This is a genomic window from Cellulophaga tyrosinoxydans, from assembly GCF_900176415.1.
GTDB classification, from domain to species: Bacteria; Bacteroidota; Bacteroidia; order Flavobacteriales; family Flavobacteriaceae; genus Cellulophaga; species Cellulophaga tyrosinoxydans.
In genome coordinates this window covers 263,575-279,168 of the sequence record NZ_FWXO01000004.1, presented here as the reverse complement: position 1 = coordinate 279,168, position 15,594 = coordinate 263,575, and the positions used below count along the sequence as shown (strand labels likewise).

General features: G+C 33.8%; 14 protein-coding genes and 1 tRNA gene. 11 read left to right on the top strand and 4 right to left on the bottom strand.

The features are described from left to right. The first annotated feature begins 395 nt into the window (after nucleotides 1-395). A tRNA-His gene (locus B8963_RS12805) sits at nucleotides 396-471 on the top strand. A gap of 114 nt (nucleotides 472-585) precedes the next feature. Here the strand turns inward: B8963_RS12805 and B8963_RS12800 are convergent. After that, nucleotides 586-2,148: a M28 family peptidase gene (locus B8963_RS12800; protein WP_084061944.1), complete on the bottom strand. Its 1,563-nt coding sequence runs from the start codon at nucleotides 2,146-2,148 to the stop codon at nucleotides 586-588. Between the two features lie 91 nt (nucleotides 2,149-2,239). After that, nucleotides 2,240-3,079, bottom strand: a complete 840-nt coding sequence (locus B8963_RS12795; RefSeq protein WP_084061943.1) for an AraC family transcriptional regulator — start codon at nucleotides 3,077-3,079, stop codon at nucleotides 2,240-2,242. A gap of 152 nt (nucleotides 3,080-3,231) precedes the next feature. Between B8963_RS12795 and B8963_RS12790 the strand changes: the two genes are divergently transcribed. The 8 genes from B8963_RS12790 (at nucleotide 3,232) to B8963_RS12755 (ending at nucleotide 11,274) form a co-directional block, all read left to right on the top strand. Next, the gene (locus B8963_RS12790; protein ID WP_084061942.1) at nucleotides 3,232-4,149 is read left to right on the top strand and encodes a dihydrodipicolinate synthase family protein; all 918 of its coding nucleotides are present in this window, start codon (nucleotides 3,232-3,234) and stop codon (nucleotides 4,147-4,149) included. Further along, on the top strand, nucleotides 4,149-4,415 hold the full coding sequence (locus B8963_RS12785) for a DUF1272 domain-containing protein (protein WP_084061941.1): 267 nt from the start codon (nucleotides 4,149-4,151) through the stop codon (nucleotides 4,413-4,415). Before B8963_RS12790 ends, B8963_RS12785 begins: the two co-directional genes overlap by 1 nt. Then, nucleotides 4,412-5,998, top strand: coding sequence for an aldehyde dehydrogenase (NADP(+)) (locus B8963_RS12780; protein ID WP_084061939.1), 1,587 nt, complete (start codon nucleotides 4,412-4,414; stop codon nucleotides 5,996-5,998). Before B8963_RS12785 ends, B8963_RS12780 begins: the two co-directional genes overlap by 4 nt. 8 nt (nucleotides 5,999-6,006) lie before the next feature. Continuing rightward, a complete protein-coding gene (locus B8963_RS12775; RefSeq protein ID WP_084061937.1) occupies nucleotides 6,007-7,014 on the top strand; it encodes a 4-hydroxyproline epimerase in 1,008 nt (335 codons plus the stop codon). A gap of 1 nt (nucleotide 7,015) precedes the next feature. Next, entirely contained in the window at nucleotides 7,016-8,266 is a 1,251-nt protein-coding gene (locus B8963_RS12770; protein WP_084061934.1) for an NAD(P)/FAD-dependent oxidoreductase, read from the top strand. A 103-nt stretch (nucleotides 8,267-8,369) separates the two neighbouring features. After that, the gene (locus B8963_RS12765; RefSeq protein ID WP_084061930.1) at nucleotides 8,370-9,875 is read left to right on the top strand and encodes a site-specific DNA-methyltransferase; all 1,506 of its coding nucleotides are present in this window, start codon (nucleotides 8,370-8,372) and stop codon (nucleotides 9,873-9,875) included. A 93-nt stretch (nucleotides 9,876-9,968) separates the two neighbouring features. Next, nucleotides 9,969-10,703 carry an NYN domain-containing protein gene (locus tag B8963_RS12760; protein WP_084061927.1) on the top strand — a complete coding sequence of 245 codons (735 nt, stop codon included), beginning with the start codon at nucleotides 9,969-9,971 and terminating at the stop codon, nucleotides 10,701-10,703. 25 nt (nucleotides 10,704-10,728) lie between these two features. Continuing rightward, nucleotides 10,729-11,274, top strand: a complete 546-nt coding sequence (locus B8963_RS12755; RefSeq protein WP_084061924.1) for a hypothetical protein — start codon at nucleotides 10,729-10,731, stop codon at nucleotides 11,272-11,274. A gap of 21 nt (nucleotides 11,275-11,295) precedes the next feature. Here the strand turns inward: B8963_RS12755 and cydB are convergent, their stop codons facing one another. After that, nucleotides 11,296-12,372 carry a cytochrome d ubiquinol oxidase subunit II gene (gene cydB, locus B8963_RS12750; RefSeq protein WP_084061921.1) on the bottom strand — a complete coding sequence of 359 codons (1,077 nt, stop codon included), beginning with the start codon at nucleotides 12,370-12,372 and terminating at the stop codon, nucleotides 11,296-11,298. A gap of 2 nt (nucleotides 12,373-12,374) precedes the next feature. After that, nucleotides 12,375-13,706 carry a cytochrome ubiquinol oxidase subunit I gene (locus B8963_RS12745; protein WP_084061916.1) on the bottom strand — a complete coding sequence of 444 codons (1,332 nt, stop codon included), beginning with the start codon at nucleotides 13,704-13,706 and terminating at the stop codon, nucleotides 12,375-12,377. A 192-nt stretch (nucleotides 13,707-13,898) separates the two neighbouring features. Here B8963_RS12745 and B8963_RS12740 point away from each other — a divergent pair, with 192 nt between their 5' ends. Together B8963_RS12740 and B8963_RS12735 are read left to right on the top strand one after the other, a co-directional pair. Further along, nucleotides 13,899-15,119, top strand: a complete 1,221-nt coding sequence (locus B8963_RS12740) for a sulfite oxidase (protein ID WP_084062177.1) — start codon at nucleotides 13,899-13,901, stop codon at nucleotides 15,117-15,119. Beyond that, the gene (locus B8963_RS12735; protein WP_084061913.1) at nucleotides 15,119-15,589 is read left to right on the top strand and encodes a monoheme cytochrome C; all 471 of its coding nucleotides are present in this window, start codon (nucleotides 15,119-15,121) and stop codon (nucleotides 15,587-15,589) included. Before B8963_RS12740 ends, B8963_RS12735 begins: the two co-directional genes overlap by 1 nt. Nucleotides 15,590-15,594: the final 5 nt, after the last annotated feature.

The following is a 15,594-nucleotide window of genomic DNA, read 5'->3' as shown; positions in this document are numbered from 1 at the left end:
CTGCTGCGCTTGATTTAATTGACAAAACAGAAATAGCATAGCCATAAGTATACGACTGAAGTAAGATTTTATTAGCATAAAAATGCGTGCTATTTCGGGGGACATAGATATTAAATGTTGTGTCAGTAAAATTAGATTATATTACTATTGTATTATAAATCTTGTTGTGAAAGTACCATTTTATGTGTATTACATCCAAGATATTGTGTATTTTAACGATGAATTATGCTAAATAGTATTTTGTAAGTTCAAATTTTAGATAAATCTTGCTTTATATATTATGATTATTCTTCTTAAAATGTTGAGGGACAACTCTTTTTAATTTTTATTTAAAATATCACTATTTTATTTTGTAATTATAATCTAAAAAATTAACTTTGCAGCCGCTTACAAATGGTGGTTGTAGCTCAGTTGGTTAGAGCATCGGTTTGTGGTACCGAGGGTCGTGGGTTCGAGCCCCATCTTCCACCCAGAAATAAAGTCTTATCAAAATTGATAAGACTTTTTTTGTGGCTTTATGTTAAAGGCAAAAAGGTTCGTAATTGCAATTACGAACCTTTTTTTATTTTTTTTAATGTGTCTGTTTTACTTATTTGGCTTATCTACAACCAAACGATCATTTCTGTTAGCCACTTCCCATGCCGTGTAAAACACTAAACGCGCTCTATTTTCAAGCAAATCGTAGTTAATTTTATCAGGAGTATCACTTGGGCGGTGATAATCATCGTGAGTACCATTAAAATAGAATATGATTGGAATATTGTTTTTAACAAAATTATAGTGATCACTTCGGTAATAGAATCTATTAGGGTCATTCTCATCATTATACGTATAATCCAACTCTATATTCATGTACTTTTTATTTACCTCTTCGGAGATGTTATGTAAATCGGTACTTAATTTATCAGAACCTATAAGGTATATGTAGTTGCGATCTCCTTCTCTTTTTGGGTCTATACGACCAATCATATCAATATTTAAATCTGCAACAGTTTCAGCAAGAGGGAAAATAGGATCATTATCTGTGTAGTATTGTGAGCCTAATAAACCTTTTTCTTCACCGGTTACATGCAAAAACACAACAGATCTTTTAGGACCATTACCTGCATCTGCTGCTTTTTTAAAAGCCTGTGCTATTTCTAATAGCGCTACGGTACCAGAACCGTCATCATCTGCTCCATTATTAATTTCGCCATCTTTTGTTACTCCAATATGATCTAAATGCGATGATATTATTACATATTCATTTGGTTTTTCAGAACCTTTAATAAATGCTACTACATTCTCAGAAGACACGTCTTCATTTGCGCTTTCAACGGCTAAGTTAATTTTAGCAGCAATAGCTTTTGGCTTACTTTCAGTAGTAATTGTAGGCAGAATAGCCTTGGCAAGGGTTTCATTTATAAAGAATGTGAAAAAGGTATTTTTTTCTTCCTCAACAATAGCCATTCTACCACTATCGTTTTTCTTCATATAATCAAATCGACTTTGAAAGCGACCAAAGTTGTTTTCATCAAAATAGAAAACGCCTTTTGCACCTTTCTTTTCGGCAGCTTCAAAACGTTTGCCGATAGATTCAGACATATTACTCCAAACAGATTTTTCAGAATTTCCAGAAATAACATAGGTGCCATCACTATTAGTTGGTTCTCCAGCTTTAATTAGAATTATTTTGTCAGTAACATCAATATTGGTGTAATCTGAATATTTCTCGTCTTCAATACCATATCCGGCATATATAATTTCATTAAAATTGCCATTTGCAGCCGAAAAAGTCAATAAATTTTCGCCGTTTTCGTAGGCTTTATCATTTATTGCAATGGAGCCATTAGGTAATTTATTAAGCTCTAAAGCAACTTTTTGAAAGTAATTGCCATCTTTTTGAGCCGCAACTATGCCCAATTTTTTATATTGATTAGCTAAATACGCTACCGCTTTTTTTTGACCTGGCTGACCAGTTTCTCTTCCTTCAAATTCGTCCGAAGCATAGATAAATAAATGTTCTTTAAGCTCTGCTTCAGTAATGCTTTCGGCAAATGGAGTGGGATCCGCTATTGCTTTTGAATCTGAAGTTTTATCAGCTACAGTTTTTTGTGAAGAATTACAAGCGAAAGCCAGTAAGCTTACCAATAGTGCAATTTTTTTCATTCTTGTTTTAGATTTAATTTTAGTCTTTTCAAAAATAGTGAAAACTAAATACTTTTGAATTAAACATATGAATTCTATTTTCTACTATTCTTTAGGCTTTAGTTTTATAGCTTGATGGAGCACATTTTTTAATTGTTCTAAACTGTCTATTAAAGTTAGAAATGGAGTTGAAGCCAGATTTCTCAGCTATTTCTGCCATAGGAATGTCTTTTGAAGCATCTAGTAGCTGACAAGCGTACTCAACGCGTAATTGTAACAAAAACTGTGAAAAAGTACTATTGGTACGTTGCTTAAAAAATCTACAAAAGGCATTTGGCGTCATAAAAACTAGTTCAGAAATCGTTTTTAAAGTTATTTCGTTTCGAAAATTTTTAATTAAATAATCAAAAATGACTTCCATTCTTTTTCCCTCACGTGCTGTTATTTTTTTGTGGTATTTAAATTCGCTTAACGTATGAATCTCGGCTTGTTTTATTTTTTTAATAATTTGAAGGAACAAAATAAATCTTGAAAATTTATCACTTTCTAGCAACTGATTCATTTTGTTACGGATAGATTTTTTTCGTGATATTATTTTTATACTAGTTTCTGTTTTTGAAAAAAAATCATTTAATGTATCCATTTCTGGAATATACTTTAGCACATTATCAATAGTATTTTGACTAAAAAATAACGAAATCATGTGTGTATGAGTACATGCTTCTGCACTTTTAAAAACGTGTGGATTGTTACTGCCAATTACATAAATATCACCAGGCACAATGGTGTGAATGCTATCTGAGATAATTAAGTTACCATATCCTTCTTTAATATAACTAATCTGAATTTCTACATGTTGATGTAATTTATTGTAAAAACCAGGCGCAAGGTGTTCTTGTATTCGTATACTTTCATTTAAATTCTTTGGAATTGCAAAAGGTTGAACTCTCATATATAACAATTCTATTGATTAGCTAATATTAACTATATTATTGTTTAAATTTATTAAAATACGGTAATATATGCGCACAAATGGGTAATATATCATTTATAGACGCTACAAAAAGATGCTATTTTTGGAATAAACAATAGAAAAAAAGTAAAATGAAAGTAATTTGGAACGGTGTAATGCCAGCAGTAACGACTAAATTCACTAAAGACGATACTTTAGATATGAAAATGTTTGCCATTAATATAAATGCGCAATTAGAAGCAGGAGTAAATGGTATTATTTTAGGAGGTACTTTAGGTGAAGCAAGCACCCTTACCTATGAAGAAAAGAAAACTCTTATTACAGAAACGGTTAAACAAGTAGAAGGCAAAGTGCCGGTTATTATTAATATAGCAGAGCAAACTACTACAGGAGCCATAGATGCAGCAAATAAAGCAGAGAAATATGGTGCAAACGGATTAATGATGTTACCGCCAATGCGCTATAAGGCAACTGATTTTGAAACCGTTACCTATTTTAAGAAAATAGCTAAGAGTACAGCTTTGCCTATTATGATTTATAACAATCCTATTGATTATAAGATTGAGGTAACGCTAGAAATGTTTGAAGAGCTTCTGGTGCATGAAAATATTGAGGCGGTTAAAGAATCTACTAGAGATATTTCAAACATAACCCGATTTAGAAATAGATTTGGAGATCGTTTACGCATACTTTGTGGTGTTGATACTTTGGCATTAGAAAGTATGGTAGCTGGAGCCGATGGTTGGGTTGCAGGATTAGTTTGTGCTTTTCCTCAAGAAACTGTAGCAATTTGCAACTTAGTAAAAGAAGGACGAATTCATGAAGCATTGGAAATTTATAGATGGTTTATGCCTTTATTAGAATTAGATATTAGCCCACAGTTAGTGCAGAATATAAAACTTGCAGAAGTTGGTACAGGATTAGGAACCGAATATGTGCGAGAACCTAGACTTCCATTACAAGGTGATGAACGTATTCGCGTTCAAAAAATAATTGATGAAGGCCTTAGAACCAGACCTAAATTGCCAAATTATAAAGCCTTAGTATAATGTTAGAAATTAGACCAAGTTGTGAACATTGCAATAAAGCTTTGCCTAATGCATCAAAGGAAGCTATGATTTGCACTTTTGAATGTACTTTTTGCCGCGATTGTGTGGAAAATTTACTTTATAATATATGCCCCAATTGCGGAGGAAACTTTACCATAAGACCAATTAGGCCAAAAAATTTAGTGGAAAAGTACCCTGTTTCTAATAATGTAGTGTATAAACCAGTAAATTTAGAGACTCATTTGAAAAAGATAAAAAAGGCATGATTTCAGGAAAAAATTATATCGGTAATACGCAAGCAGCAGCTGGTTCAAAAACATATAAAACCTTTAATCCTCAGTTAAATACCGAAAATAAAACAACGTTTCACGAAGCTACTCCAGCGGAAATAAATGAAGCGGTAGCATTAGCATCTAAGGCATTTAAGGAGTACAATACTATTTCAGGAGCTAAAAAAGCAGTCTTTTTAAATACCATTGCTGATGAAATTTTAGCATTAGATGATGAACTAATTCACATGTATATGCAGGAATCAGGCTTGCCTGAGGGGCGAGCAAAAGGGGAACGTGGTAGAACCATTGGTCAACTTCGCATGTTTGCTGATTTAGTTGAAAACGGCTCTTGGGTTGAAGCTACAATAGATACGGCAATAGAAGATAGAAAGCCTGCTCCTAAACCAGATATTCGTAAAATGATGGTTCCTTTAGGGCCTGTAGTTGTTTTTGGCGCTAGTAATTTTCCTTTAGCTTATTCTACCGCAGGTGGTGATACGGCGGCAGCATTAGCTGCTGGGTGTCCAGTAATCGTAAAAAGTCACCCAATGCATGCTGGTACAGGGGAATTAGTGGCTTCGGCAATTGTTAAAGCTGCTATAAAAAGCGGAATGCCAAATGGGGTATTTTCCAATTTAAATAGTAGTGGAATAGAGGTTGGCGTACAATTGGTAAAGCATCCTCAAATTAAGGCTGTTGGGTTTACAGGAAGCATTCGTGGCGGTAGAGCTTTGTTTGATTTAGCAGCACAAAGAGAAGAACCTATACCTGTATTTGCAGAGATGGGCAGTATAAATCCTGTAATTATATTACCTAAAGCGCTTGAATCGAAAAGTGTTGATTGGGCAAAAACATACGCAAATTCTATAACACTAGGTTCTGGACAGTTTTGTACAAATCCTGGTTTACTTCTAGGAATTAAAAGTACTGCACTAACGGAATTTATTGGGCAATTGGCTCAAGAGATTGTAAAAATAGATCCAACGTGTATGTTGCATCCAAATATCTATAAAGCCTTTAAAAGCAATAAAGAGAAAGCCATTTCACAATCTAAAGTACACGTAGCTGCTGATTATACAGCTAAGACCAATGAAAATTATGGTAGACAATCGGTTACTACGGTAGACGGGACTACTTTTTTAGAAAATCCAACACTACACCAAGAAGTATTTGGCCCATATTCTATTCTAGTACAATGTGAGAATGAAAATGAATTACAGACTATTATGACAACCTTAGAAGGGCAGCTAACAGGCACAGTCATTGCAGAAGGTGATGATGCCGAAAAGTATGCTGAAAGTATCGATGCTCTAAAAAATAGAGTAGGACGCATTATTTTTAATGGAGTGCCCACAGGCGTTGAAGTTTGTGAATCTATGGTGCATGGTGGTCCTTATCCGGCATCTACCGATAGTCGATTTACTGCAGTTGGGGTTAATTCTATAAAAAGATGGGTTAGACCTTTTAGTTATCAAGATTGGCCTAATTCGCTGTTGCCAAATGAATTAAAAAATGAAAATCCATTGCATATCACCAGAGTTGTAAATGGAGAAATTACGAATAAGAAGGTAAAATAACTTTAGAGATGGCTAGCAAAACCTTTTTTTGTGTTGATGCACATACTTGTGGAAATCCAGTTCGTGTTGTTGCTGGTGGCGGTCCAATTTTGATTGGAGCGGATATGAGCCAAAAACGTCAACATTTTTTAAAGGAGTACGATTGGATACGAAAAGGCTTAATGTTTGAACCTCGCGGCCATGATATGATGAGTGGGAGTATTTTTTATCCCCCATCAAATCCAGAGAACGATTTTGGAATCCTTTTTATAGAAACCAGTGGTTGTTTGCCCATGTGCGGACATGGCACTATTGGAGCCATAACAATTGGAATAGAAGAAGGGCTAATCACTCCAAAAATACCTGGAAAAGTGCGTATGGAAACACCTGCTGGATTGGTGCAAATTACCTATCAACAGACCAATAAAAAAGTAGATTGGGTTAAACTTACCAATGTAAAATCGTTTTTAGCCGCAACAGATTTGACAATAGTATGTACTGGCTTGGGAGAATTAATTTTTGATGTGGCCTATGGGGGAAATTATTATGCCATAATAGATCCCCAAAAGAATTTTAAGGGTCTTCAAGATTATTCAGCGGGACAATTAATTCAGTTTAGCCAAGAAATCAGGACAAAAATCAATTTAAAATATTCAGATGCTTTTATTCATCCTGAAAATAATACTATTAGAGATATAAGTCATGTTATGTGGACGGGAGATACCATTTCACCAGAAGCTACTGCACGTAATGCTGTGTTTTATGGAGATAAAGCAATAGATCGTTCTCCATGTGGTACTGGTACTTCAGCACGTATGGCGCAATGGTTTACTAAAGGAAAGTTAAAGCTAGGTGATACATTCATTCATGAAAGTTATATTGGTTCTCAATTTATAGGAAGAATAGAGGAAGAGGCATTGTTAAACGGCGAGAAGGCTATAATACCCAGCATTCAAGGTTGGGCTAAAGTTTATGGCTATAATACCATTAAAATTGATGATGATGATCCTTATGCACATGGTTTTCAAGTAATATAATATGGCTAAAAACATTGTAATTATTGGTGGTGGTATTGTAGGACTCAGTTCTGCCTATTTTTTGCATAAAGCAGGGCATCAGGTAACGGTTATAGATAAATCGGACATAACTAGTGGTGCTTCATTTGTAAATGCTGGTTATATAACCCCAAGTCATATAATTCCTTTAGCTTCACCAGGGAAAATAGCACAGGGCATTAAATGGATGTTTAATTCTGCAAGTCCGTTTTATATGAAGCCGCGTTGGGATGTAGACTTTTTTAAATGGTCTTGGTATTTTCATAAATCATCTACAAAGGAGAAAGTAGAAAAGGCAATACCGGTAATAAAGGATATTAATCTTTTGAGTTTTGATTTATTTAAAGCGATGAAAGCCTCTGGTGACCTAGGAGAGTTTCAATTAGAACGTAAGGGATTATTGATGCTCTATCAAACCCAAAAATCGTTTGATCATGAAATAGATGTAGCCAAAAAGGCCAGTTTTTTGGGATTAGAAGTTAAAGAGCTGAATAAAGAAGAGTTAACTAAATTACAACCTAAGGTTCTTGTAAACGCTGAAGGAGCGATTCATTATGAATGCGACGGACATACGACACCAACAGAATTTATGCCAAAATTGGTGACCTATTTAAAATCAGTTGGGGTTATCATCAAAACAAATGAAGAAGTTATCGATGTCGCCTTTACCGATACTAAAATTACTTCAATCAAAACCACAAAAGCACAATATAAGCCTGATGAAGTTGTAATGGCTGCAGGTTCTTGGAGTGGTAAATTATCAAAAAAGCTACATATAAGTTTGCCCTTGCAAGCAGGAAAAGGCTACCGTATAAATGTTGAACGCGACACTGGCATTACGATTCCGTCAATTTTAATGGAAAGTAGCATGGCAGTAACACCTATGCAAGGATTTACACGTTTTGCAGGAACAATGGAGTTTTCTGGAATTAATACAATAGTAAGACGGGAAAGGGTGGCTGCTATTGTTAACGGTGCTAAACGGTTTTATCCGGAATTGGATATTTTGCCAAATGAGATTGATGCGGTCCAAACTGGATTAAGACCAGTATCTCCAGATGGTTTGCCTTATATTGGAAGATCAAAAGATTTGACTAATCTTACCTTTGCAACAGGTCATGCCATGATGGGTTGGAGTTTGGGTCCTGCCACAGGAAAGTTGGTATCAGAACTAATTGATGCACAAAAAACATCAATGGATATTAGTGCATTTAACCCTAATCGTAAGTTTTAATAATATACTCTGAACAATTTAAATCGCAACAAAAGTCATGTGAGCAAAGTCATTAGTTTGGCTATATTTGAAAAAAAACTACTAGCAGAGATTAATTATACGCATGAATAGTTACGAGCATTTAAAAAGTATATTAAAGAAGAATAGTAATTATATTAATAATGACGCTATTAAAACAAATGCTTTAATACAGGCCGTTAATGATTTAGATGTTAAGCTGTTAGGGTTGTTGTTGTCTAGTTCAATTCTTAAAAAACAGTTTTTTAAAAAAGTAGATGCTATCTTAGTTTTCGATAAAATTGAATTTATAAAATTTATCGAGGAACACGAAAATGAGCTAATGCTAAATGACAGTGCATTTATAAATTGGGCACATTATTCTAAAAAAGGTGTAACGACACCTAAAAGTCTAAAAAACGAAAATTTTATAATAAAGGGAGATAACTATCAAGTTTTGCAAGCTATAAAACCTAAATTTAAGGGTAAGATTAAATGCATTTATATTGATCCACCCTATAATACAGGGAATGAATCATTTAGTTATAAGGATAAGTACGCCAGTAGTTTGTGGTTAAAACAGATTGAAAAATGTTTGAAAATTGCCCATGAATTGCTTACGCCAGACGGTGTATTATTTGTTAGTTGTGATGATAATGAGTTTGCCTACTTAAAAGTGCTTCTTGATACTATTTTTAAACGTGAGAATTTTATAGAACATTTTTCTTGGAAAAAAACAGATACACCTTCCAATCTTCCTAAAAAGAGTAAAAAAGTGTTGGAATACATTCTATGCTACGAAAAAAGTAAAGATGCCGTTAAATATAAAGGAGTGCCTAAAACATCTAGAAGTAGTAATGGCTTAATGAACCAGACAAATGCTGTTAAAACACTCGTTTTTCCAAAGAATAAAATAGACACTGCATTGCCCAATGGCACCTATAAAAAAGGCTCTTATGGCACCAAAAGTTATGCAATTGAATTGCTTGAAGATACAGAGGTTAAAAAAGGAGTTTTTATCAAACCGGTAAAGCTTAAAGGTAAATTTAAATGGAGTCAGAAAAATTTAGATAAAGAACTAGCAAAAGGCACAAAGGTTTCTATACGTTCTATTGCTTTTTCAACATCCTATGAAAAAGCAGCATATGAGGTAGAAGCACCCTTAAATTACATCGACAGTAAAATGGGGGTAGATACTACCGAAAATGCGGGTCGCGAACTTTCACAACTTTTTGGGAAAGAGGTATTTACCTATCCAAAATCGGAAAGTTTAATTGCATATTTGTTGCATATGATTAGCAATAAACTTAGTAAAGATGATTATGTTTTAGATTTTTACTTAGGAAGCGGCACTACAGCAGCTGTAGCGCATAAACTAGGCTATAAGTATATTGGTATTGAACATATGGATTACATTAAGGAAATTCCTGTAAAACGACTTATAAAGGTGCTGGAAGGTGAACAAACAGGGATTTCAAAAGCAAATAACTGGAATGGGGGTGGAACTTTTGTTTATGCAGAATTTACTTCGGACACAATGAAAGTTACTAAAACGGATGCAGAAATAACGACTATTTTTTACGCTGATTCGCAATTATTAAATGGGGAATAACACATAGCATTGTATTATTTACTATATTAAAAAAGTGGGACAAATTTCCCAATTTGCAACATCAATTAGGATGTTGTTAGAAAAATAAAAAATATGAATACAAATTTAGCTGTACTAATTGATGGAGATAACATTCCTTCTGCATATGTAAAGGAAATGATGGAAGAAATTGCAAAGTATGGTAATCCAACCATAAAACGAATTTACGGTGATTTTACGAAGCCTACTTTGGCAAAATGGAAAAACTTATTATTACAAAACGCAATAACACCTGTACAGCAATACGCCTACACCACAGGTAAGAATGCTACTGATTCTGCAATGATTATTGATGCAATGGATATTTTATATTCAGAAAAAGTAAATGGTTTTTGCATTGTTTCGAGCGATAGCGATTTTACTAGATTGGCAACTCGTTTGCGTGAAGCTGGTATGCGAGTAATTGGCATAGGAGAGAAGAAGACTCCTAATCCCTTTATAGTAGCATGTGATAAATTTATATACGTTGAAGTAATACGGAATCAATCGGAGAATAAAGAAGATGACAACAAAAAGGACAAGCCAAAAAATACTATAGACAAAATTACACCGCAAGTAATTAAACTTATTACAACAACCATTTCAGATTTATCGGATGAAGATGGTTGGGCTTTTTTAGGCGATGTTGGTAGTTTATTGCAGAAAAAACAGCCCAATTTTGATACCCGTATTTATGGTTTTGATAAATTAACAAAACTTATAAAATCAATTGGTAGCTTTGAGCTAGATCAACGTGATAACCCTAGAAGTAAGAATAAGTTGATTTTTGTTAAAAACAAAGAAAAATAATTAAACTTATTGTAAAAAAATATAAATGATCATCACTTCTGATTTTGAAAACATTTGTATAAAAGCAAAAAATCAGGCTGAATTGATGGTTAAAAACGGATTGCATTCTCGTTTTAAATTATCTAGGGCTGCTCGTATAGAAAAGGCCTATTTGGGTTGTATTGGCGAATTGGCTTTTGAGCACTATTTACAGAAAGAGAATATTAAGTATAGTAAGGATACTTCAGATTTTTCTATTACAAATTCAGATGAATTTGATTTTCTTATCAATTCAAAAAAAATAGATATTAAAGTGGCGAAAAAAACCACTAAAAGAATACCATCAGATCATTGGACTTATGGTTACCCTGAAGAACAAAATCCTATTTCTAAAGATTTTGTAATTATTGGTTGGGTAGATTTTAATTTAAAACAAGTTGGTTTCTATGGTTGGATTACAGGAATACAGATTCAAAATTTTCCAGTAGTATCTAAAAACGGATATGCAGGATATGCTTATAAAACCCCAAATCATGAATTTAAATGGGGAAATCTCAACAAGGATTTTAAACAATTACAAATCAACTTTTAAAAAGATTAAGTCTTTTTAATGTTAATGTTCTCCATAACCAACATCATCCATTTTTCCTTTAAAAACTTTGTATTGAATTGTCATGTATATGGCCACTAAAACCACTGCTATTGCAAACCAATACACACCTACATTTAATCCATATTCATCAGCGGCAACGTTATAAATAGTTAAGCTTGGATTAACATCATTAGTAGATGGCAAAACTTTTGGAAAAATTGATGCTACGGTACTAGCTAAACCACCGAAAAGAAATAAAGAGGAAAACAAAAAGCCGTAACCATCTTTTTTAAATGATTTTATTTTAAATAACCCTAATAATCCTGTGAAGGTAATAATTGGAAAAATCCATAGCCAAGGATTGGTTATAAAATTATGAAAGGGTTTAGGTTCTATTACATGCCAAACAAAAAGTGAAATAATTACTAAGCCCAGAAGAACAAAGTTCAGCGTAAAAATTACGTTTTTAAGACGATTATTTAAACTAGAATTAGTTTTAAAAATGATCCAGTTAGCACCATGAATAGCTAACGAAACAACCCCAATAATCCCTAATAGTACAGTAAACCAATCTAAAATACCTAGATGTTCTGCCTGGGGACTAAAAGTTGGATTCCATAGTGGTAGAAAAAAATAATGTGCTTCGTGTGTAGATACACCTTCCATTACAATACCTAAATTAACACCCCGAACAATATTGCCTAAGGCAACGCCAAAAAACAAAGCCAATAATAAGCTAGCAATTCCAAAAGCTTTATCCCAAATAGTTTCCCACATGCTATTATGAATCTGACCACGTAACTCAAGTCCTATAGCTCTAAAAATTAGAAGCCATAAAATCATAATTAGGGGTAGATAAAAGCCACTGAAAGAAGAGGCGTATAAGGTCGGGAAAGCAAAGAACAGAACTCCTCCAGCTGCAATTAGCCAAACTTCATTAGCATCCCAAAACGGACCAATGGCATTGGTGATTGCTTTTTTATCTTTCTCGGTTTTTGCAAAAAATAAATGTATAATTCCTGCACCAAAATCGTACCCATCTAAAATAACATAGACAGCAAGCATTGTAACTAAAACAATGTACCAAAATAGTTCCATAATTAGTGTTTTATTGGTTCTGGACCTTTATTTATCATTTTTCCAACAAGTATTAAGAATAACATTCCTAATAGCAGGTATAGCCCTATAAAGCCTAAAAGTGTGAATAGTGTATTTCCTGAAGAAACTGTCGGAGAGGCTCCTTCAGAGGTTCTGAGTAAATTATATACAAGCCATGGTTGTCTGCCTAATTCTGCGGTATACCAACCTGTAGTATTGGCTATATACGGAAATGGTAAAAGGAAAACCAATGACCATAAAATCCATTTTGTCTTGTATAGTTTTTTTCGAAAAAGCTGTACCACTGCGAAAAATAGTATACCAATAAAAATTGTACCTAATCCTACCATAATGTGGTAGGCATAATATAATCCAGGGATATTAGTAGGATGATCTTTTTCATCAAATTCATTTAATCCTTTAATTTCCGCATCCCAATTTTGATAGGTTAAAAAGCTTAGAATATTGGGTACTGCAATTTTGTTGTCTAATTTTTTATCTAAAGTGTTCGGCTGACCAATTAATACAATCTCCGAGCCACCTTTTTCTGTATGAAAAATTCCCTCCATTGCAGCAAAAGTTGCAGGTTGGTATTTTACGACATTTTTGGCGGTTAAATCTCCCGTTGGTACTGCCACTAAAACGCTAGATATGAAACCAAAAATAACACCAGTTTTTACAAATATTCTACCAAATTCGTGATGTTTATCGTTTAATAAATAAAAAGCGCCAATGGCAGCAACTACAAATGATGCAGTGACTAAAGATGCTAATTGATTATGTAAATAAGAGGGGAGAAGCCAAGGGTTGGAGAATAATGCGCCAAAATTATTGAGTACAAATTTTCCATTTTCTAAAATTTCATACCCTACTGGATGTTGCATCCAAGAATGTGTTGCAATAATTAAATATCCACTCATCCACGAACCTAAAAATACTAAGAAGCCGGTTACAAAATGGAGCTTATGCCCTAGTAATTTCTCTCCAAAAATAAATAACCCTAAAAATGAGGATTCTAAAAAGAAAGAGAACATTCCTTCCATTGCCAAAGTTTGCCCAATTATACCACCTGTAAGTTCCGAAAACTTAGCCCAATTTGTTCCAAACTGAAATTCCATTGGAATACCAGTTACAACACCCATGGCAAAATTTAATGCAAAAATTTTCATCCAAAATTTAGCGGCATCATTGTATTTTTCAACTTTATTGTAAAGAAACTTTCCTTTAAAATAAACAATTAATAAGGAAAGACCCATGGTTAATTGGGGAAATAAGTAATGGAAAGTAATCGTAAATGCAAATTGCATACGATCATAAAAAAGCATGTCTTCCATAAGGTGTATTTTAGAAGTGAATGTAAATGCTCCTACAAAAATAACTATGAAAATTTAGAATCTAGGTAACAATAGTTACACATTTTTATGTTTTAGATTCTTTTCTGAGGTAATTTTTGTTTCTGTAACTTATGTTACCAATTGCGTTGTAAAAAAGACTTATTTTTAAAGCTAAATCATTTTTCTAGAACCATGGAAAGAAGAAAATTTATTAGCAGCACTTCATTGGCTGGATTGGCTAGTGTTATAGGAGCTCCAATTGTATTTGCAAATAATATAACTGAGGATTATCCTTTATTAGCATTACAAGATGTTAATCCGTTTGAGCTTTTTAAAAAGAACAAACAAATGGTTGTTTTAAATGATAAACCATGGAATATAGAGGCTCAAGCACATTTGTTGAATGATGTTATTACTCCAAATTCGGCAATGTTTGTTCGTAATAATGGAAAAATTCCAGAAAAAATTGATGCAAAGAATTGGAAGCTAGTAATCGATGGAGAATCAGTGCATCAATCCAAAACGTATTCTTTACAAGATTTAAAATCTCAATTCAAACAGTATTCCTATCAATTAACCTTGGAGTGTGGAGGCAATGGCAGGAGTGAGTTTAACCCTCCAGCAAAAGGCAATCAATGGACAGTGGGTGCTGTATCTTGTGCAAAATGGACAGGTGTTAGATTAAAAGATGTATTGGCTGCTATCGGCATTAAGAATAATGCTGTTTATGTTGGTTATCATGCGGCAGACACCCATTTAAGTGGCGATCCAAGAAAAGAGCCTATTTCTAGAGGAATTCCTATTGCAAAAGCACTGCAAGATGAAACTTTATTAGCTTTTGAAATGAATGGAGAAGCCATTCCATTAGCACATGGATACCCTTTAAGATTAGTTGCAGGCGGTTATCCTGCTTCTGTATCTGGAAAATGGATTAATAGAATCAGCGTTCGGGATAAGGTTCACGATGGTGAAAAAATGTCTGGAGATTCTTATCGCGTGCCAAAATTCCCAGTAGCTCCAGGAGAATCGGTAAAGGCTGAAGACATGCAAATAATTGAGTCTATGCCTGTAAAATCATTAATCACCTATCCAAAATCTGGCGCCACGATGAAGTTAGCCCAGCAGTTACATATTAATGGTCATGCATGGGCGGGAGAATTGAATGTTGCTAAAGTAATGTATTCAATAGATTTTGGTAGTACATGGCATAGTTGTACTTTGAAAAATGCAGTAAACCGTTTTGCTTGGCAGCAGTTTGCGGCAACGATACAATTCCCACAAAAAGGCTATTACGAAGTTTGGGCGAAGGCTATAGATAGTAAAGGTGTAGCGCAACCTATGTTAGTGCCGGGTTGGAATCCAAAAGGATATTTAAATAATGCTTGCCATAGAATAGCAGTAAAAATAGTTTAATGAGTAGTAATCAAGATAAAACACCTATTTCGAAAAGGAGTTATTACCTTATAGCTTTAATAGGTAGTATTTTTGTGCTAATAATAGCTATAGTTTTTTTTAATTTTTCTTCTAAAAGTACGACTACTGTAACATCTGAAGATCAAAAGCCAATACAGACTATTGAGAATGATTTTGATAAAATAGAAAACGGAATTCATGTGCGTACAGGATTTATTGAAGGGGAAGGTTTAGACTTAGTGGTACAGAATTGTACAAGTTGTCATTCTGCTAAAATAGTAACCCAGAACCGAATGTCTAAAGAAAAATGGTTAGCCACTATACGGTGGATGCAAGAATCTCAGAATTTATGGGATTTAGGAGTGAATGAAGAGCCTATTTTAAATTATTTAAGTACTTATTATGCGCCTGATAGCATAGGGCGAAGAGCAAACTTAACAAATGTAGAGTGGTACCAACTTAAAGATTAAATTAG

What these genes read in the sequence shown, in the direction of transcription:
- cydB (WP_084061921.1), bottom strand. Translation starts at nt 12,372, where the DNA reads ATGGAACTATTTTGGTACATTGTTTTAGTTACAATGCTTGCTGTCTAT.
- B8963_RS12780 (WP_084061939.1), top strand. Translation starts at nt 4,412, where the DNA reads ATGATTTCAGGAAAAAATTATATCGGTAATACGCAAGCAGCAGCTGGT.
- B8963_RS12755 (WP_084061924.1), top strand. Translation starts at nt 10,729, where the DNA reads ATGATCATCACTTCTGATTTTGAAAACATTTGTATAAAAGCAAAAAAT.
- B8963_RS12760 (WP_084061927.1), top strand. Translation starts at nt 9,969, where the DNA reads ATGAATACAAATTTAGCTGTACTAATTGATGGAGATAACATTCCTTCT.
- B8963_RS12790 (WP_084061942.1), top strand. Translation starts at nt 3,232, where the DNA reads ATGAAAGTAATTTGGAACGGTGTAATGCCAGCAGTAACGACTAAATTC.
- B8963_RS12740 (WP_084062177.1), top strand. Translation starts at nt 13,899, where the DNA reads ATGGAAAGAAGAAAATTTATTAGCAGCACTTCATTGGCTGGATTGGCT.
- B8963_RS12735 (WP_084061913.1), top strand. Translation starts at nt 15,119, where the DNA reads ATGAGTAGTAATCAAGATAAAACACCTATTTCGAAAAGGAGTTATTAC.
- B8963_RS12795 (WP_084061943.1), bottom strand. Translation starts at nt 3,079, where the DNA reads ATGAGAGTTCAACCTTTTGCAATTCCAAAGAATTTAAATGAAAGTATA.
- B8963_RS12765 (WP_084061930.1), top strand. Translation starts at nt 8,370, where the DNA reads ATGAATAGTTACGAGCATTTAAAAAGTATATTAAAGAAGAATAGTAAT.
- B8963_RS12800 (WP_084061944.1), bottom strand. Translation starts at nt 2,148, where the DNA reads ATGAAAAAAATTGCACTATTGGTAAGCTTACTGGCTTTCGCTTGTAAT.
- B8963_RS12770 (WP_084061934.1), top strand. Translation starts at nt 7,016, where the DNA reads ATGGCTAAAAACATTGTAATTATTGGTGGTGGTATTGTAGGACTCAGT.
- B8963_RS12785 (WP_084061941.1), top strand. Translation starts at nt 4,149, where the DNA reads ATGTTAGAAATTAGACCAAGTTGTGAACATTGCAATAAAGCTTTGCCT.
- B8963_RS12775 (WP_084061937.1), top strand. Translation starts at nt 6,007, where the DNA reads ATGGCTAGCAAAACCTTTTTTTGTGTTGATGCACATACTTGTGGAAAT.
- B8963_RS12745 (WP_084061916.1), bottom strand. Translation starts at nt 13,706, where the DNA reads ATGGAAGACATGCTTTTTTATGATCGTATGCAATTTGCATTTACGATT.